A 17372-nucleotide genomic window follows, 5' to 3' on the forward strand; every position below is an offset into this window, starting at 1 on the left:
TCACTTGCGCTTGGCATCGGCGTCATTGAGTCGGCCGGGCTCAGGGTCGCCTTGCTCGACGGTGCGCGATGCGTCGGCGCCGCCGGCATGCCGATCGAGCACTATGCTGGCGGTGTTGGTGGCCAGCATCTGCCGTACCTGCAACTCGGTCTGTAGCAGGCGTATTTCGCGCTCCAGGGCGTCGATATTTTTCGTCAAGGCGGTTTGGGCCGGCTCGGCTGAAGCGATGTTCGGTTCGTGGCTGCCCGCCAGCAGAGTGCGCAGTAGCAGGAGCGCCTTGTCGAGTACGCTGGACAAGGCCGTCTCACTGGCCAAGCGCCGTGCCAACAGATCCTGGTCGGGATCGTCGCGCAGGGCTTCGACCACACCTCGGGTCACCGGCAGCATCGGGCTGGAGGCTTTAGCCAGGTTGTCAGGGGTAGGCAACAGTGAGCCAGACAGCAACCCTTGCAGGGCCTTGAGGCGTTCGCTGTAGGCCTCCTGAATCAGCGGCGTCAGTCCGCTGCCAGCGGTCGCACGCAGAGTTTCGCAGGTGTCGCAGGTCGCGACCTCGCTCTCGCCCAACACCCGAACGGCCCATTCGGATTCCTCCTGGGGCGACGCCCAGGTCTGGCAAATAGCCCCGCCTAAGCAATCGCTGCTACTGATCGAGGTGCTGTCATCCACCGACCGGTTATGCAGCAGGTTATAGCCCGCACGCACCACGTCGGAGGTCACCCGAATGGGCATCTGCCCATTACCACCGGCCTTCGAACCGCCGACCCAGGACACCCCATTGTTGCCGTTATGGGCCTCGGTGTTTTTCACCGCGGCCACCGCATCACCGCCGGTTTGTTCCAGATTACCCTGCATTTCTTGGTTCTTGGCCAGAGCGCCCCAACCGGCTTGACCGACCTTGTCCGCCATCTTTTCGGCCATGGCCTGGCAGGTCAGTTTGGAGCGGTCGAAGTCGATACGCCCCTGCATCACCCCGTTGCTCAACAACTCATAGAGGCCGGGGTTGGCGCGCTGGATGATCAACGCCGGCAGCGACATCACCGCTTGGGTCGCGTTCTGCACGATGCTGCCCATGATCTGCTGGAAACCTTCGGTGACGCCGTTCAACTGGTTTTGCAGGGTATTGGTGAGGCTCATGTTTCCGCACATCATGTTCGCTCGCCAGGAGCCGCCGACACCGAGACCACTGGGTCGGTAAAGCGAACTCGGTGAGCCGGCTGCCGAGCCGCCACCGATGGTGTACATCACTCGGTCGTCGAGTACTTCGCCTTGGGTGCCCAAGCGGTAATCGCCTTCGGCGGCGTGGGCATGCGTGACCATGGCGAATAGTCCGTAGAACACCAGACTCATCGTGCCCAACCAGGGTCGCGCGCGAAGCCGGCTCATGAAGCACCGCCTTCGAAGTCGATGCTGAACAGGAAGGTCTGTCCCTCACGTTTGCAGCAGCTATAGGGACGCCACAGCGACCAGGCGTAGCCGCCATCCGCACTCTGTACAGGATTGCTGGGGAAGATGACGCACGTGGGCTGAATTTTGGGGGAGAGCAATTGCCATTTGTGGGTCGAAGCGTCGTTTTCGACGATTGGGCCAGGCGGCCAGTAGCCGTCGCGTTTGGCGGGTGTGAGTGGTAAGTACACATGCGGCTGCCAGTTGCTGGTAATCACATCACCCGCCCGTTGCGCCATGACGGCGGCCGCCTTGAAATCGTCGGGCTGCACGAGAAAGCCCTGTCGAGGATAGACATTGCCCCACATGGCTCCTGAGGCCTGGCGACCGATTTCACGGATCCCCGGCATGAGCGACTCGGGGTAAAGACTTTCTGGGATGCCATGGCGCCAGGCCAGTGAGTCCAGGGTACTCAGGTAGTAGGGCATGAACGCAGTTGCACCGCTGGCGCAAGCATAGCCGGATTGCGAAGCCAGTTGCGTTGCGGCCCAGCCACCCGGGTGGCCGATGCCATCGACATTCTTGAAGCGGGGCAGATTGTCGCGGCGGCTGTTCGGCGTGATCAGGTTGCCGCCACCTTCCGCACCACTGATGGGGGAGGATAGGGGGGCCATCTCGGTCCAGGGATTGTTGCCGGTGGTGGCGTAGCTCGACACCACCAGCTCAGGAATGAAATGACGAACCTTGGTCGAGGTTTTGACTGTGCAGCCGAAGGGTGTGCAGAGGAGCCAGAAACAAATGCCGACGACCCTGTATGCGAGGCAGTTTGGCGAAAGCACGGAGGAGGTGATGCTGGCGGTGTCCAGCGCCATGCTTGGCCCACACGCCAGCAGGATGCTCAGCGCCAAGGGCCGTAGCGTTGTGGGCGGGATTGACGAGCAGGCAACAGGCATGATCCAGGCTCTCGGTGTATGGCCTGGGCAGGTTCGGTTACGGACTGAAGACTGTCAGTGGAAATTATGAAGGCGGGTCTATCGGATTTGCGGGACGTGAGACTATTATTTGACGTGAAGGGCGCTGCGCAGGGTATCGGGTTCTACAAGTAGCTGATCTGTGGTGATTTCGAGAATATTGGCCAGCTTGCACAGGACCAACAGCGACGGATTGCCCGTGCATCGTTCGATTTGACTGACGTAGGTACGATCCACCTCGGCCATGAGCGCTAACTGCTCTTGGGTGAGGTTCTTTACGCGTCGCATCAAGCGGATGTTTTCCGCTAGCTGCACACGAAGCTGTTCGTAGTCTTGAGTCATGCGCGCAAATTGCGCCTTGAGGGACTCTCAATCCACGGGATATAGTCTACATTGGTATATCTAGGCTATTTGATGCTCATGCCTGTTATCGAGCTTTCATTTGGCTTCGTTAGGATTTTCGAGGCTGTCTCCGCGTCTAACAATAAATCAGAAATCTAGGGTGGGTATGGACGAAAACTACATTTCAATTCCTGCGGCGGATGGTTGCCCAAGTCTTCTGACACCTTGGAGCAACGAGTTTGCCTCGATGATCGAACGTGGCGTGCAATGTGCTCAGGCTTGGCTTGATACGCCCGGCGAGATTCCCCTGTGGTGGGAGCTGGCGCAAACCCGCAAGACCTTTCCTGTCGGTGACTTCCAGGATGCCTTCGAAGCCGGATTCTTGTTGAGGATTCAGCAGCGGCTCCGGGGCGTACCGCAATAACCGGTCACTCGCTTTAGAGCGAGAGGCCTGAATAGATTCCCCTATGCGGGTTCTATTCCTCGCGCTCTATCGATCCGTTCAGCTACCCGATACGCCGCTTCCAGCTCTGAGCAGCCGTTCTCCTGCATCAGTGTCCAGCGCTCGGCTTTTTCCTCGGGCTCCGTCATGGCCAGGGCGAGATAAAGACTTGGCGGCACGGCCCGAAACAGCGTTTCGAGCTTCTTCGATAGCACGACCCCCTCAGTGTATTTTCCCGGCTCCTTACTGGCGGAGAGCAGCAAGGCTTTCTGTGCCGGCGTGAGTTTCTTGAACCGTGCGATCTCTTCGATTTCCGCGGGCGGCATGTTCAAACAAATCCACCATTCGATCATGTTGAGCATGGTCTGCGCAGCAGTGGGAAAGTCGGCAAGGTTCTGTGTGGCGAGCCAGAACCAAGCGCCGAGCTTGCGCCACATCTTCGTCCCCTTGACCACGAATGGCGCCAGCAGCGGGTTTTTGGTGATGATATGGCCCTCGTCGGTGACCATGATGATCGGCCGCCCCAAATACTGGTCGCGTTCGGCGAGGTTGTTCACGGTGTTCATCAGGCTGATGTAGCTGATGGACATCTGCGCCTCGTAGCCTTCGCGAGCGTAAGTGGCCAAGTCGACAATGGTCACATCGCTCTCGGGCCAAGACGTGCCCTCGCGATCGAACAACTCACCCTCGAAACCCTGGCAAAACAGGTCGATGGACTCGCCCATTTCCTGGGCACGCTCGCGACGTTTCTCCGGCAAGTGTGTGTCAGCGGCGACGCGTAACAAAGCGTCGCGCACGTCGCGGGTCAGTACCTGGCGACCCGCCGCGACACAGGTCTGCGCCGCATCCAGGATGCACTCGCGAATCAAGCTGCGATCGGCTCGACTCAGGCGGGCTTCTTCCTTGGCTTCGCCGCCAGTGATCATCAGGCGGGCAGTGATTTCCAACTCGCCGAGAACATCGCGCTGGTCCTCGCGACTGGCTGCCGGCTCATCGTCCAGCTCATCGATCGACAGACTCGCCACCTGATCCGGTTGCTCGACCAGGCGCCAGGCATCGGCGAACGGGGCGAGACTGACCGCGGCACCAGGTTTCAATTGGACCTTGTTGACCGACAGACCCTGTGTCGCGAAGTAGTCTCCCTGCAAGCCGAATGAGTTGCCGGCCTCGACGATAAACAGGCGAGGGCGGTACACGGCCATAACCTGCATCAGTAGGGTGACCAGGGTCGCCGACTTGCCGGCACCGGTGGGGCCGAACAACAGCAGATGACCATTCATGGCACGGTCCAAGCGTGATAACGGATCAAAACTCAACGGCGAGCCACCACGATTGAACAGGGTGATGCCCGGGTGGCCGGTGCCGGTGCTGCGGCCCCACACCGGAACCAGATTCGCCAGGTGCTGGGCAAACATCAGGCGGGTGTACCAGTTGCGCGTGTCGCGGGCCGGGTTGTAAGCCATCGGTAACCAACGCAGGTAACTGTTGCAGGCGGCGACTTCATCGCCTTCGTGTACCGGTTGTAGGCCCGCACCCAGTAGTGCGTTAGCCAGGTTGACCGACCGCTGGTGCAATTGCTGTTCATCATGACCGCGCAGGTAGAACGCCAGGGTGCCGCGGTACAGCTTGTGCTGGCGACCGATGATTGCACGAGCCTCTTCAACATCTTGGCGGGTCTGGGTCGAGGCCAGATTTTCACCGATGGATTTGCGCGCCAGTCGGTTCAATTGATCCTCAAGTACATCCTGCGGTTTGACCACCAAGGTTAGACTCATGACTGTACCTTCGGGTAACTGGTCGAACAGGGCATTCACCGCATCGCCCTTGCGGGTTTCTCCGGTGAGTTGACCAATCAAGGGCGCCCGGCGCAGCTTATCCACTACCATGACCCGGTGGGGCTGATCGTCAAAGAACCAGAGTCCGTGCTGCACATCCGAACGCGGTTCGTTGAAGAACAGTCGCTCGGCAAAGTCGTGATCGAAGGGCAGTTCCAGCGACTCACCGTCGCCCGACTCCGGATAGGCCACGCGGCGGTAGAACTCCTCGGGCGCTTCATCGGTGAGCCTGGGTGCCGGATTGAACCAGGGCACTAACCAGGCATACAGACCTCGGCCATCGACTCGGGTCGATTGCACCCCGCAGGCTTGCAGCGAGGCACCGATTCGTTCGCAAGCCTGATGTAGGGATTGCACCGGGGTGAGTCCTGTCGCCTCAGCGTCAGACTCAAGCCAGCGATAGACCACCAGGCGCACGCGGCGGTTATTGCCACGCCAAGGCAGGCGTGTCACCACTTTATCCTCAAACAGACCCCCAGGCTTGGCGATGGCCTTCAAATGATGGCGGCTGAGCTCCAAATATGCCTCGGTGAAGACCGTACCTCGTGCTCTATCTTGGATATAGTCGGTGAGCCGGATCAGGTAGGGGGTGAAGTCGTTGTCGTCCTGGCAGAAAAACTGCGCCACCCAAGGCGCTTGATCCAGCTCGTCAAAGCTATCCTGCAGGGTATCCTCGAGGGCATCGCGGGCGGCCATCAGCCAATCGGGTTCGCGCCCTTCGGTGCCGATGGGCAATAACTCGAACACCGCGCCCACCGAGCGATTGTCCTCCAGTAGAAAACACTGCTCGGAGTCGAGGTATTCGACCCACGGCAGGTGATCGGTGAAGCTGGGGTTGTGCGCGTACAGTGCAGCTTCATCAGCCAAGGTCGCGCGAGGGCGAAATGGATTGCGCCAGGCTTTCCACGCAGGAGTGCGGTTGCCCGAATTGCCAGTACGCACTACAAGTCTTCCTGACGTTCACCCGGCAACGCGTACTGCACACGTTGGTAAAACGGAAAGACGCTCGAGTAACCCGGGACTGGTGCCTGCTCGGCACCACTCAAATGCGGATACACGTACAGCACTAAGTCGGGATTGGGCAAGCGAGGGAACAGGTTGCGGATCTCGTTCGCTGCTGTGCGAGTGTACGGTTCCTGGAGAGCAACGGAGAAATCTGCTTGAGCCAAAGGGCGGCGTAACTGCTGCCGAGCATCCAGCAGTTGCTGCTGAGTGCCTTGCGAACCGGCGCCGTTCCAGATGTCCAACATGGTTTGCTCGCCATGGGGCAGAAGCGTCTCCTTGTCGGTGGAACACCCCGCCAGGACCCAGCAGAGCAAGCTAATCCAGGTCAGGCAGAGAGGCATGGTCTTTTTCATGGCGAACGCTCCGGCCCTTGGGCTCGTAGTCGATGGTGATCTCATGGTCGAGGTGCAGGGCGACTTGTGCTGCCGGTGGCACGTACACGGCAGCAAAGGCTTCGCCATACAGTTTGTTGACCCACTCGCGGATGTCGCTGACCCCTCCACTGAGAATTGAATTCAGTGCGCTATTGCCACTGCTGCTGGTGACCCCGAGCGTACGGCCACCCGAACTGATCACGCTGCTGTTGTTCCGCTCATCCCCGAGTAAGGCAGCGACACCGGCCCCGGCCGCGGTGATCAGGCTCTGGCTGCCGAGGTACTGCTGGGCGTTCGAGCGCCGCTCGCCTGCAATGCAAGGAACGCCATACGGATCGGACAGGTAACCGAGTCCACCGCGGATCTTGTCGGTGTTCGAACTCTGGGTGGTGGAGGCATTGCGGCTGGCTACCGCCTTCGGCTGAGGCACCGTACGGATGGTGCCATCGGTAAACACAAAGGTGATTGACTCGACTTGCCCGCGCACGCAGGACAGGGTCCAGTCACCGGACGCCGTGCCGCTCATTACGGCACCTGCGACGTCCGGCAGGTCGATGCCGTTGGCGGTCAGGTTCTCTGGGCCGACCAGTATCTTGAAGGGATAGGGATCATTCACTGTGCCGTCCACCGGGACGCGGCCGATCAGCGCGGTCATGGCGACTGAGCCCATCAATGTCGCGTTTTCGGGGATGGTGTAGACCGGCTTCGCCCCTTCGGTTCGGTCAACGGCTCGCGTCAGGTCACGCTCACCCTTGGTGACTATACGTAGCTGTTTCTGGCTGCGATCAACAGGATTGTCTTTCAAGCCTTCTAGTGAGTTGAAGGCGGTAGACAGACTCAGTGCGGGGGAGGAGGTCTTGGTTTTGCCTCGGGTGTCGGTGCCCGAAGCATCCGAGGGTTCAATCCACTGCAGCGCATCATTGGCAGGATGCTGTCCGTCAAACTGAGCACCGTCGCCAGGCTCGAGCCCCAATCCGATTGGCATATCCTTGCCTTTGCCGGTCAGCCCCGACAACTGATCCTGCAATTGCGTCAGCAGACCGCGAGCCTGACGACTGTCTTGTTCCGCTTTGAGTCGGGCCTCGTTGGCTTGTCGACGGCCTTCGTCGACCTGCTGGGTCACGCTGCCAAGCGCCGTCTGGATACGCGAATCGACACTGTTCTCCCGTTCGCGCAGGCGGTTGTTTTCCGTCTGCAGCGAATCGTTGTGTTTCTTCAACCCGAGCATGTCACTGCGCATGGCTTTCACCTGGCCGACCAAGGTGGCGACCGTGTCGCGTGGGGTATCGCCAGCAATGCCGAGCGACTTGGCTTGCTCGGCGGATAACTGAATATTTCCCTGATCAACTGGGTTCTCTGGAGAGGGCGTGCTGCCACCCGCGATCCAGCTTTTTAGGATGATCAACATCACGGCCAGCAGCGCAGCCGGTACCAGCCATTTGAGCAAGGCGTTAGCTTTCATCGTCCGCACCTCGATCAACGGGTGGGAGCAGCACGACGTGCTCGAGGCCGGCACCGCGGGTGACGAGGTAGGCAATCGTGGTGTCTTCAGCGGTGCCGACAGGCCCGAGGAAAGCATGTTGGAAGGCCACAGAGAACAGCTTGGCCTGAAGCCGACGCGGATCGAGTTGTACCGTTTCTGAACCACGATTGCGCAACTTCACCGCCGTCACCCAGTAATCACCGAGTCGCCAGGCAGCGATGGGTGTGCTGGACACGTTTTCGGTCGGTAGCAGGGTTGGCTGTTCGGTGCGTAGCTTTAGCGGTACGCGGCGTACACCGGGCAGGGATTCTACGGTGCGCAGCGGCGCGTACAGGCTTTGCGCGGCGTAGCGCGTCAACGCCACCGGGATCGGTGTACGTTCTGGGACAGGGACGCTGCTGGATTCAGCCTCGGTAGCTTGCACCTGAGCATTCTTAAGAATACGCACGGGCTCCAGCGGTTGATCGCCGGGAGTGGCCGCGATATCCAACAGGATGATCTCTCCCGTCGCGACCGATTGCAGTTGCAGGCGGGTCGGTGCAATGGCTTCCGACGCGCGCAGGTACAGTGTGCCGCCGGTTGATTGCACGCGCAGCTTGCCCGTCAGGGTTGAGGGCACGCCGACGCGAACAGCCTCATCGACAAAAACCACCCGCTCCTGATTGATCACCAGTGGGACCGCGAGGGGAAGGCGCTCCCAGCGCATCAGTTCGACGGCTTGTGCTGCTCCCCATAGCATCAGTACGACGGTGAGTCCAAGGGTAGAAATCCGCTTCATGGCTCACCTCCAGGCAGGGAGATTTTTTGCGGTGTGCCCTGATAACAATCCAGTGCCAGCCCCCACTTATTTCGCTCGGGATCCAGGTCAAAACGCACCACGCGTAATGGATACCGCACCACCACCCGTTTCACCGGTTCGGCGGCGTAATACTCATCGGCGTTGAGGTCGAGCTTGACCAGCCAGGTGTCGCGATCGAGTTGCTTGACCCTGAGTTCCGGATCCTCGCTGTAACCTCGACCCAGAATTTCGTAGACGCCGCGCACCCGCTGGCGCAGTTCGCTGGCGGCCTTGCGGTACTCATAGTCACCGTCGAGGAAGGCCTTGCAGGCGGGGGTCAGGTAGGACTGCAAGCCATAGATGGCGCGGCGATAATCCTGTTCGCCATCCGAGGGCCAGCGGTTGAGCTGGCCAAAGATGTACAGGGCAAAGGCGTAGACATTTTCTGGGGGGACATCCCACCACTTGCGAGTGCTGCCCGAGCGCAGATCCGGGGGGACATGCACGGTCAGATCGGTCGGCGCCGAGCGCCAGCCATACCAGAGTCCAGCACAGACCAGGGCCAGGATTATTACGGCCAGACGCAGGCTGAAGATATGAGCCTGTTGGGCATCCACTTTGTTCCGAAAATGACTCATGGTTGCCACCGGGACAGGGCAGGACGCAGTCGACGCGAACGGCGAACCGTCCATGCGCCGGAGTGGAGAATCAAACTTCCGCGACCCAGGCGCCAACGGCTGGCCAGTACCCATTCGAGCTTGCGGTACAACCAGGTCTCGGGGCGAGCCCGTTTGGCCCGACGCAGTAGCGTGCCACCGGCAAATAGCACCACCGTCATGCCTGCGATCATGCCGGTCGGCGCCACGGCAATGGAGGCGGTGGCGATCGCCAGAGGAACACCCAGCACCAGGCCGACGAGTGCGCCGACGCCGAGCGCCACCCACATCTCATCATTGGTTAAACCGCGCAATACGGCAGGATCACGGTTGAGCCGCTCCGGTAGAAAAACCAAGGTGCCGTCGGCAAGGCGTTCGATAGTGTCGTTCATGCCGACCTCACAGAATTGCGGCAGCCTTGGTCAGGAACCAGATGATGATCACCACCAGCAGGGCGCCGATGCCAACCACCGCGCCGAGGTCTTTCCAGGTCTTGCGCTGGTTCTGCACGTCGGCATAGACGGTCAGGGAATGCCAGGCCACACCCAAGAAAGCGAGCAGGGCGATCAGCAGGCCGAGGAGGATGCCGCCGTCGTAGGCGTAGTTTTTGATCGTTTCGATCAACCCGGAACCTTCACCGCGTGAAGGAGCCTCCATGGTGGGAAGTTCGGCAAAAGCCAGACTTGGACCGAGTACCAACAGCAGACCGATCAAGCGCTGGCTCGCACGATCACGCAGGTTGTTTTTTAGGGGAGCAAGGCACTTGAACATGACGGTGATCTCCAGTGTTAGGACAGAGTGAAAAACATCAAAATCAGCAGGGTAAGAAGTACGCGCGCGGCACTGCCACCGAAGGCGCCGAAACGCACACTACCGTTCGCCCAACCCCGGTAAGCCGTCCACATCACCCAGGCACACCAAAGCAACGCTAGGACGAGAACCAGGGACAGCCACAGCGTCGAACTGCTCTGTGCCGAGAAGCCGGAGGCGTTTTGGAACGCTGAGGTCTGAGCGTCAGTCATGCTCATGGCAACGGCTCCGCTGGCGGTGTGTCGAGACGGTAATCACCGACCAGTTCAGCGGGATCGCGGGGTTGAGCGCGGGAAGGGGAAAGGTAGCTATGCACACCGTGACGGATGCGTTGGATGTCCTGAGTCAGGCGGGGATAGTCGAAGCGATAGCGCTCGACTGATTCAGATGTGCTGGCTGTATCAGTTCGTGTTGCAAGGCGTTCGATAGCGTCGAGTTGCTGTAGAACCAGACTAAGCTGACTCTGTTCATGAGCAGATGCGGCATAGCTACCGCCATGGACAAGTACCAGCGAGAGTAGTGACAGGTAGCGAAAAGCAGTAGTTGGCATGATGCTGGCCCATATGGAACTGAGGACAGAATCAAATTAGAGGCCAAATTATTCAGTAAGAAACCTGAGGTTCGATGAATCGCTTTTTTCGGAGAAGTACTGGCACTGTTACTTACAGCTATGTGGCTTTCGAGCTTTCATGGAAAGAGGTTGAGCTCTAGGGGTAATCGAAAAAAATTAATTAATATATTTATAAATCTTTTCATTCCCATATTATACGAAAAATGTATCATTTATTGTATTTGAAATTAACTTTTTGGGCGTGCTTGATCTTATATGCCCCTGCTGTTTTCGACGAATTGTAGATGAAGCCTGGCCTGGTTTTTAACCATCGAAGGGCTAGTGCGAAATCGCCTTTATAGCGCGTTGCCTGTGCGGTTGGCTTAGCGAAAATAATCGATTGACTGGAGTGTTGTCTGCTTTCAATCGCGGTTGTGTTCATCCCACCTGCTACTCGATTCTCCTTGCGGTAAAACTCTGCAGTGTAGCCTCACTCTCCCTGCCGTCTGCCTCCCTTACATAGGACAGTCCAACGGTGAAGGCGCCGGCTTCTGGTTGACGGGCAAGATCATCGAAACCCTCGAATAGGTGCTGTCGCTCGAAGATTGCCTGCGCACCAAACAGGCCCTCGGATCGGTTGGCAAGATAGTCCTTAGTGCTAAGGTTCTCGCCGGGAGCCATAGTTGCTCGGACTTTAAAGTCAGGGTTGTGTTGAGCGCACTGACCGGTATCAGCAAGCACCTCATTCTTGGAGTTTAGTTGCGGGCATCGGTCGGCAACTACGCGCACAATCTGGCGCCCATAGAAGTCGGTTGCGATTTGGTCGACTGAGAAGCATGTTTGCGGTGGTTTGGGGGCAGGATGGATATAAGGTGCTTGGCAAAGAGTGGTGATCGGGCCACGATAGGTTTTGTCCTCGAATTTGACGATTAGTCTTGTTGCGAAAGCCAACATCATGGAATGGTCGAGCATGTGTAGTTCTATCTCCTCTGTATACTTCGCCGGCAGGCCAGTTTCGAGGACATCAATAGTCTTTTTAACGATCCACAAGCGGTCTGCTTGTGGGTCTTCTCGCAAGTGCGCTACGGTCTGGCCATTCGGCGTGAGGTATAGCATCGCTCCTCCGCATTTTGTTGCTACCTCAAACGTACAGAGTACGCGACCGGAGTTGATTCGCCCGATTGCCTTGATGCGAGCTGTCAGGCCTTCGACTGTAAGCATTCCACCGATGAAATGATTGAGGTCGGCTTGAGTGAGTTTGGAATTAATTTCCGTCGACCAGTCTCCATCGAGTGTGAGAAACGCGGGACCAATCTCAACATCGGCTTCAAATACGGTCTTCCTAGGGTGCTGCATTAGAAGTGCTATTTTGCCGCCGTACGCGGCTAGCGGATCGGCTTCCCATGCAATCTTCTGGTCTAACTCGATGGCGACGTTCCCGTACCCCTCGATGCTGAGATTTCCGTTGCACTTGGCACTCCCGATTGGTATGCAAATACCTTCATAGTCGATGCGTGGTTGGATTCTGGGTGAGGGTTCCAAACGCATCTTGCGGTCCCAGCTGTCGCCGGCAGCGAGCGCCAGACCGATGTCGCTGTCGAAATAGGGAACCTCAAACTTTAAATTGCGATGCTGAACTAAGGCAAGGCCGCGAAAGCTCAGTTCCACACGATTGGAACCAGTGGTGAATTCGCCAGGATCTTTGAAGGTTTCGCCGGTTAGTGCGCTATCGTCCCCGACCGGCCGGGTGAAGATGAGCTCGGTCATCGGCAGCTCCGTCTCGAGTTCCCACGAGGTCGAACAATAGATGCGCTGCCGAGGGGCAGGCCCGGCGTTCAACGGTGTCTGGCCGATATCGATCCAATTGGACAGCTTCATCTGAGACAATGGTACTTTATGTGCCCGGCAGACCACAGGCGATAGCTGAGGCGCATGCCGCGCCCAAGCGAAGGCGGGGATGCTTGGCCACCGCTTCTCGGTGCCCAGGCTCGTCTTGAGCACGGCGACGACTCGGTAAGCGTAAACCTGGTCGTTTGCTACGGACAGCATCTTGTCCAACCGAATTTGGTCGACGATCGGATTGGCCGGATGCTCGCCATCAATGAAGCCCCAGCCCATCAGGGTGGCCGATTCCCATCTTAAAGCGCTGGCCAGTTGGACTGTATCAATGGCCGTGGTTGGTAGAGGGGCGCCAGTTTCGAGCGCGTTCCATACTTGTCTCCCTGCGATCTGCACCTCGGCCCAGCCGGAGGCCGTTAGGTCGACATAGGGAGTCCCGCTCTGGGTCGCAATTCGTTCGGAGATTTCGTCCAAGTTCGTATTGATCCAACGTTCGGCATCAACCCACGCAATTGGCTCGAACATGAACTCGAGGCCGTCGCCAGCTCCTGCGCCCAAAAAGAGGCCCATGACTTTTTGCACCTGGCATGGTCCAGAAAACGCAACGACCTTGATATCGGCCAGCTCGAAATAGAATTTGTCGCCGCCGGTAACCTCACCGGAAACCTTGCTCGCCCCACTGGTCGTGATGAGCGTTACGGTGATGTTCCGATGGTTCGCCGGCATCTCAAAATAGACCGCGTCGACACCGCGGCACGGATCACCTTCGACGGAGAACAGAAAATCATTACCGTTCTCCTGGCCTAATGGCTGCCAGAGTTCCCTTGGCGTAGGCGTGCGTGGTAGATGGCCGGCGCTGGGGCTCGGCAGCCAAAGTGAATTTTGGTCAAATGGACGACTTCGCTGTACTTCATAGACCAAGGGCTTACCTGGACGCTGCATAGCTTCGAACTCGAGAAATGGGCAATTCCAACGGAGTCGAATTCCTTGCGGAGGCGGCGTGCCTATCTTGTTGTCGCCGATATTGGTGCTATCGATCCAGCCGGAAGCGCGTAAGCGGAATTTCGGCGGGCAAACCTGGACTGGTGGCTCATCGCATAGCATGGAAAAGTTCATGTCGAGCTCCTCGGTCTACCAGGCATCGCCAAAGGGTTGAACGAATGTCATGCGGATTTCTTCAACCTTCCGCCCAATGTCGCCTACGACCGTGAGGCGCGGCAGCCCATCGAACTGCAGTCTGAAACGCAGCCGCATCGCGATATTCGTGCGGGGGAGTCTGACGGGAACCCCTTCCACGATCGCGAGGATGAGGCAGGAGCAGCCATCTGGTGAAGGGATCAGCTGCGTCTCAAGCCGCTCGCCGTTAGCGTCAAAAGTTCCGACGACCAGGGTGATATTCACCCTCCGCCAATCGCAGGGTTCTGACGTCCTAACTAGCAGACCTAAAGGCGCTTTGGCAGAGTCAAAGACAACGCAGAGATCCGGGTCTTCGGGGCGAAACATTGGTCCTTCATCAACGGGTGAAGGATCGGCGTTAAAGATGCCGCACCAGTCGAGTATGCGCAGGAAGCATAGGCCTGCTTGCGGGTCCTGAAGATTTCCGAAGGCTTTGAGGAAAGGCGGTAGCGCCGATCCCCGTTTGAGTTTCGAATCGGGCACGATATCGAAATCGAAGGCACCAGGGAGTGGCGGAGGTACATTACGGGGTACTGTACGGCTACCGAATGGCCCAAACGCTCGGTTCAAACCATCGAAGCTCGGCGTTAAGTGATCGACAGGACTTGTATGGCGTGAGACGCGATAGAGCCAATCGTCAATAATCTTAAGGTCAGTACCGTCGCCTAGCAGGCTCCGGAATATTAAGAGGCGGTGTGTACCAACGTCTGGTGGCACTTTGAAAACAAGCTCCTCCTCTATTGGCACCGGAAGTCCAGTCGCCACTTTCCAATCTTGGCTGGCCTTACCGCCGACGGCGGTCCCTTCTTCGCAGAGGGTTATTGCAACGCGCTCTGGCGTGGCGCCTTCCTTGGTAGCGATCCAGAGATTTTGATAAATCTGTGAGAGATAGCCGACGCGAGCACGGATCAGTCCGTGATGGCCTTGGTAATGACCGAAGCCGTTTCCCCGCGGATTAGGATTCCAGCCCCTCACATCTAGGCCAAAAAGACGCTCATCCCCCAATGTGGAATAACGCATGTAGGGGCGTGTTGGCGGCGGCACTATTTCGAACGGCTGGACGATTTCCCAGGTTGGTTCTTTTTGGGCTGGATTACCACGATAATGTGCGCGGCTGACACCTTTGATCGTCAGTTGGTAGAAACCCTGTTGCAGGACCGTCAAATCAGGTACAGGATTTAGGATTTCGACGGTTTGGCTGTACCCGATAGCCACAAGCTGTATTGCTTGCTCGGCGTTGAGGGTGAGCTTGGATCTGATTTCCACGGATGATCGTGTAATTGGGATGGACCATTCGGCGCGGTCCCTACCGATCCGGCGAATGCGATGTGGTTGACCTGCGGCCCCACCTTTGATCCCAATCTGCGGGTGGGTATCGAACGAGCCAAGGATGCGTAACTCGCATGCACTTGTCGCGATCAACTGGATTCCGCTGGCGAGCTTTTTGGAGAAGCCGATTTCCATTCCGCGACTAACGAGGGCGCGGTCGTAACTGTCAGACCAAGGTACTGGGATCAGGCGGAATGCTAGGCGAGATTCGATGTCGACCTCCTCGAATGTAGCCACAGCATTTCCGCCTCCGTTTTGCACATCGAAAAATTGACTTGGGCCAGCGCCAAAGGTCTGAAATCTGGGGCGGTCGATGGGTTCGATAGTAGATGGTTGCGCATAGTCGAACCGGTTGAGCCACCCAAGCGGATCGGTGCATGGTATGGCAAGTCGGTTGGTCGTCTCGCATCGATCCCCGTTCGCACTGAGGAGCCAACTCGCGCGGACATTGTCGATAGACTTGTATGTTCCGCTACTGGGATCGAGCTTTTCGATCTTGACTTCACTAAAATCGTGCTGGACTTTCACGTTTGCTTCGTCATGGACCCCACTGCTCGGATTGACGATGATGCCACTCTGTCCTGCTTGCCTTTGGAAATCCACCGAGATGATCACGTCAGGCCAAAGCTTGGTGTCATTGGCCGTCAGCGTGCCCATGTTGCCGCTCGGGCCATGGAACCAGGAAAGTGGATCACTCGGGCCAAACTTTAGCGGAGCTAGCGGTGTCGCTGGCCGTCGGTCATCCAAGGCGAAAATCTCTGCGTTAAAGTGCAGGTCGTCTAGCGGCCAGCACAAGTCAAGCGTGAACACGACGTCAAGAGTGAAGATTTTTGGTTCTGCAATCTGGAAGTCGGTGACAAGGCCGACCCCGAGGCCTATCCGTTCGCCAAAGACCTCTATCCAGGCCGACCCCGAGATTCCGAGATGCCCACCAAATCCCAGCGGGTTCAACCCCACTTCGGCTGCCATGTCGATCGCTAGGCTGAAACCGCCGCCAAAGCCGCAAATGCTGCCCTGACCCAGTACCTGGCATGCTCCTCTTGCAGCAGCGGTGGGAATTAATGGAACGACGCGTACTCCGCCGATTAAATGGAGGAAGCGGTTGAAGATGACGAGGTGACAACCATTCATTTGATAGCCGCCAAGTGCGGCATAGGTGTGCATCGGGTTATTCAGCGCGGCGCTCAGTTCTACGCTCGTCACGGCCCTAACCTCGTCGGGGATGATGACAAAGCTGCTGGTCACTCGACCGAATATCGATTTTGAGCGAAGGTCAATTGCTCCAACTATTTCCCCTGCGTCGAACAAGTCAAAGATGCGCAGTCCCCCCTTGAATACGATGGTGGGGCCGAAGCTCAGGTAGGCAATACCCGCCTGCTCGGCCTTGAAAACGCTGCCACATGTGGCCAAGTCAACCAACGTCACAGAGACCCCGAACATGCGTAGGTCCTCGGGAACGGCAATCCAAGTCTCAAGGCTTTTACCGGCGGCGGCCCACATCGCATATTCATCTGCTTCTGCTTGCATCATCCGCTGCATGACGGTCTCGGGTGTTCCTCCGAGGAGTAGGGGGGCGAAGCGCTCGCCGTACAGCAACCCTATGCCCTTGAGGGCGATTCCGGTCGGCCCCAACGGAATTGCAAACGGCGACTCGCACATGACATCGATCAATAGGCCGCCTTTCTCGCTTGACCCAAGGATTCCGAATAGGTAGAAAAACGGTTCCCTCCAAAGGACGGCGACCAATACTTGTTTCGATTTAGTCTTTGGATTGTCATCCTGCGCGTAGCCGATCCCCAATTCATAGCGATCACGCTTGATGTCGATCTCGACAGCAAAACTTGTGATTCCCTTGATAACCACGATTGGCAGGTTGTCGTCGGTTAGGTTAATCGACGGGGTGATGCAGATCTCCGCTCGAAGTAGCGCCAACTTGAGCTGCGGAAGCTTCTTTGGGCTATGGTCGGCATAACGAAGGAGTAGCGTTACCGTTGGCGCAACCGGATTGGGATCGGTTCGCGTGACCGTAAATACCAAAAAAACGTCACCGGCCACGGCTTTTTGAAGCTGGGTGGTCCACTTAGTCTGACAATCTGCGGCGAGACCGCGAGTGAAATCGCTCACTTCCTTAGCGAGGAGTTCCAAGAAGGAATCAGAAATTATCGTCACTAGATCCTGGGGGATCTTCGGTAGATCTATCAAGGCCGTAATCTCCTAGAATGTCGACAATCTGCTCCAATCTGGTAATAGGCACGGCCCCAGACTCAATACACTTACTCAGCAAGAATGGTAGAAGTTTGGAGGGCTGTCCAAGCCCCAAAGATGACGTCCAGACGAAGTGAATGTCTTTCTAAGACATTCATACGACCTTGTCGAAGAGATTGCCGATTTCGTTCCCT

Annotated in this window: 15 protein-coding genes; 1 reads left to right on the forward strand and 14 read right to left on the reverse strand. The window is 57.7% G+C overall.

Annotated elements, in window-relative coordinates; all coding sequences use genetic code 11:
• The 3 genes from JFU47_RS01655 to JFU47_RS01665 form a co-directional block, all read right to left on the reverse strand.
• Entirely contained in the window at positions 1–1383 is a 1383-nt protein-coding gene (locus tag JFU47_RS01655) for an integrating conjugative element protein (protein WP_201180353.1), read from the reverse strand.
• Positions 1380–2336 carry a TIGR03756 family integrating conjugative element protein gene (locus tag JFU47_RS01660; RefSeq protein WP_201180357.1) on the reverse strand — a complete coding sequence of 319 codons (957 nt, stop codon included), beginning with the start codon at positions 2334–2336 and terminating at the stop codon, positions 1380–1382. The genes JFU47_RS01655 and JFU47_RS01660 overlap by 4 nt, the downstream gene beginning before the upstream one ends.
• 105 nt (positions 2337–2441) lie before the next feature.
• Entirely contained in the window at positions 2442–2696 is a 255-nt protein-coding gene (locus JFU47_RS01665; protein WP_201180359.1) for a helix-turn-helix domain-containing protein, read from the reverse strand.
• Positions 2697–2862: 166 nt separating this feature from the next.
• Here JFU47_RS01665 and JFU47_RS01670 point away from each other — a divergent pair, with 166 nt between their 5' ends.
• Positions 2863–3120 (forward strand): LasR-specific antiactivator QslA, encoded by a 258-nt coding sequence (locus tag JFU47_RS01670; RefSeq protein WP_201180361.1) that lies wholly within the window; start codon positions 2863–2865, stop codon positions 3118–3120.
• Positions 3121–3161: 41 nt separating this feature from the next.
• Here JFU47_RS01670 and JFU47_RS01675 read toward each other — a convergent pair whose 3' ends face one another.
• The 11 genes from JFU47_RS01675 to JFU47_RS01725 all read right to left on the reverse strand — a co-directional run bounded on the left by JFU47_RS01675 (position 3162) and on the right by JFU47_RS01725 (position 17175).
• Positions 3162–5915 carry a conjugative transfer ATPase gene (locus JFU47_RS01675; protein ID WP_201180362.1) on the reverse strand — a complete coding sequence of 918 codons (2754 nt, stop codon included), beginning with the start codon at positions 5913–5915 and terminating at the stop codon, positions 3162–3164.
• Entirely contained in the window at positions 5915–6331 is a 417-nt protein-coding gene (locus JFU47_RS01680) for a TIGR03751 family conjugal transfer lipoprotein (RefSeq protein WP_201180364.1), read from the reverse strand. Before JFU47_RS01680 ends, JFU47_RS01675 begins: the two co-directional genes overlap by 1 nt.
• On the reverse strand, positions 6294–7814 hold the full coding sequence (locus JFU47_RS01685) for a TIGR03752 family integrating conjugative element protein (protein ID WP_201180366.1): 1521 nt from the start codon (positions 7812–7814) through the stop codon (positions 6294–6296). Before JFU47_RS01685 ends, JFU47_RS01680 begins: the two co-directional genes overlap by 38 nt.
• On the reverse strand, positions 7804–8613 hold the full coding sequence (locus JFU47_RS01690; RefSeq protein ID WP_201180368.1) for a TIGR03749 family integrating conjugative element protein: 810 nt from the start codon (positions 8611–8613) through the stop codon (positions 7804–7806). Before JFU47_RS01690 ends, JFU47_RS01685 begins: the two co-directional genes overlap by 11 nt.
• Complete coding sequence (locus JFU47_RS01695; protein WP_201180369.1) at positions 8610–9251, reverse strand: PFL_4703 family integrating conjugative element protein; 642 nt, start codon at positions 9249–9251, stop codon at positions 8610–8612. Before JFU47_RS01695 ends, JFU47_RS01690 begins: the two co-directional genes overlap by 4 nt.
• Entirely contained in the window at positions 9248–9661 is a 414-nt protein-coding gene (locus JFU47_RS01700) for a TIGR03750 family conjugal transfer protein (RefSeq protein WP_201180371.1), read from the reverse strand. The genes JFU47_RS01695 and JFU47_RS01700 overlap by 4 nt, the downstream gene beginning before the upstream one ends.
• Positions 9662–9668: 7 nt before the next feature.
• Entirely contained in the window at positions 9669–10040 is a 372-nt protein-coding gene (locus JFU47_RS01705; protein ID WP_201180373.1) for a TIGR03745 family integrating conjugative element membrane protein, read from the reverse strand.
• Between the two features lie 17 nt (positions 10041–10057).
• A complete protein-coding gene (locus JFU47_RS01710; protein ID WP_201180374.1) occupies positions 10058–10297 on the reverse strand; it encodes a TIGR03758 family integrating conjugative element protein in 240 nt (79 codons plus the stop codon).
• Positions 10294–10629 carry an integrative conjugative element protein, RAQPRD family gene (locus tag JFU47_RS01715; RefSeq protein WP_201180375.1) on the reverse strand — a complete coding sequence of 112 codons (336 nt, stop codon included), beginning with the start codon at positions 10627–10629 and terminating at the stop codon, positions 10294–10296. The genes JFU47_RS01710 and JFU47_RS01715 overlap by 4 nt, the downstream gene beginning before the upstream one ends.
• A 450-nt stretch (positions 10630–11079) precedes the next feature.
• Positions 11080–13584 carry a hypothetical protein gene (locus JFU47_RS01720; protein WP_201180376.1) on the reverse strand — a complete coding sequence of 835 codons (2505 nt, stop codon included), beginning with the start codon at positions 13582–13584 and terminating at the stop codon, positions 11080–11082.
• Positions 13585–13599: 15 nt separating this feature from the next.
• Positions 13600–17175 carry a hypothetical protein gene (locus JFU47_RS01725; protein ID WP_201180377.1) on the reverse strand — a complete coding sequence of 1192 codons (3576 nt, stop codon included), beginning with the start codon at positions 17173–17175 and terminating at the stop codon, positions 13600–13602.
• Positions 17176–17372 lie beyond the last annotated feature (197 nt).

This window comes from Pseudomonas sp. TH39(2020), assembly GCF_016650715.1.
Lineage (GTDB): Bacteria > Pseudomonadota > Gammaproteobacteria > Pseudomonadales > Pseudomonadaceae > Aquipseudomonas > Aquipseudomonas mandelii_C.

Coding starts and splice junctions, on each gene's coding strand:
- JFU47_RS01655 (WP_201180353.1), bottom strand. CDS start 1,383: ATGAGCCGGCTTCGCGCGCGACCCTGGTTGGGCACGATGAGTCTGGTG.
- JFU47_RS01660 (WP_201180357.1), bottom strand. CDS start 2,336: ATGCCTGTTGCCTGCTCGTCAATCCCGCCCACAACGCTACGGCCCTTG.
- JFU47_RS01665 (WP_201180359.1), bottom strand. CDS start 2,696: ATGACTCAAGACTACGAACAGCTTCGTGTGCAGCTAGCGGAAAACATC.
- JFU47_RS01670 (WP_201180361.1), top strand. CDS start 2,863: ATGGACGAAAACTACATTTCAATTCCTGCGGCGGATGGTTGCCCAAGT.
- JFU47_RS01680 (WP_201180364.1), bottom strand. CDS start 6,331: ATGAAAAAGACCATGCCTCTCTGCCTGACCTGGATTAGCTTGCTCTGC.
- JFU47_RS01685 (WP_201180366.1), bottom strand. CDS start 7,814: ATGAAAGCTAACGCCTTGCTCAAATGGCTGGTACCGGCTGCGCTGCTG.
- JFU47_RS01690 (WP_201180368.1), bottom strand. CDS start 8,613: ATGAAGCGGATTTCTACCCTTGGACTCACCGTCGTACTGATGCTATGG.
- JFU47_RS01695 (WP_201180369.1), bottom strand. CDS start 9,251: ATGAGTCATTTTCGGAACAAAGTGGATGCCCAACAGGCTCATATCTTC.
- JFU47_RS01700 (WP_201180371.1), bottom strand. CDS start 9,661: ATGAACGACACTATCGAACGCCTTGCCGACGGCACCTTGGTTTTTCTA.
- JFU47_RS01705 (WP_201180373.1), bottom strand. CDS start 10,040: ATGTTCAAGTGCCTTGCTCCCCTAAAAAACAACCTGCGTGATCGTGCG.
- JFU47_RS01710 (WP_201180374.1), bottom strand. CDS start 10,297: ATGAGCATGACTGACGCTCAGACCTCAGCGTTCCAAAACGCCTCCGGC.
- JFU47_RS01715 (WP_201180375.1), bottom strand. CDS start 10,629: ATGCCAACTACTGCTTTTCGCTACCTGTCACTACTCTCGCTGGTACTT.
- JFU47_RS01720 (WP_201180376.1), bottom strand. CDS start 13,584: ATGAACTTTTCCATGCTATGCGATGAGCCACCAGTCCAGGTTTGCCCG.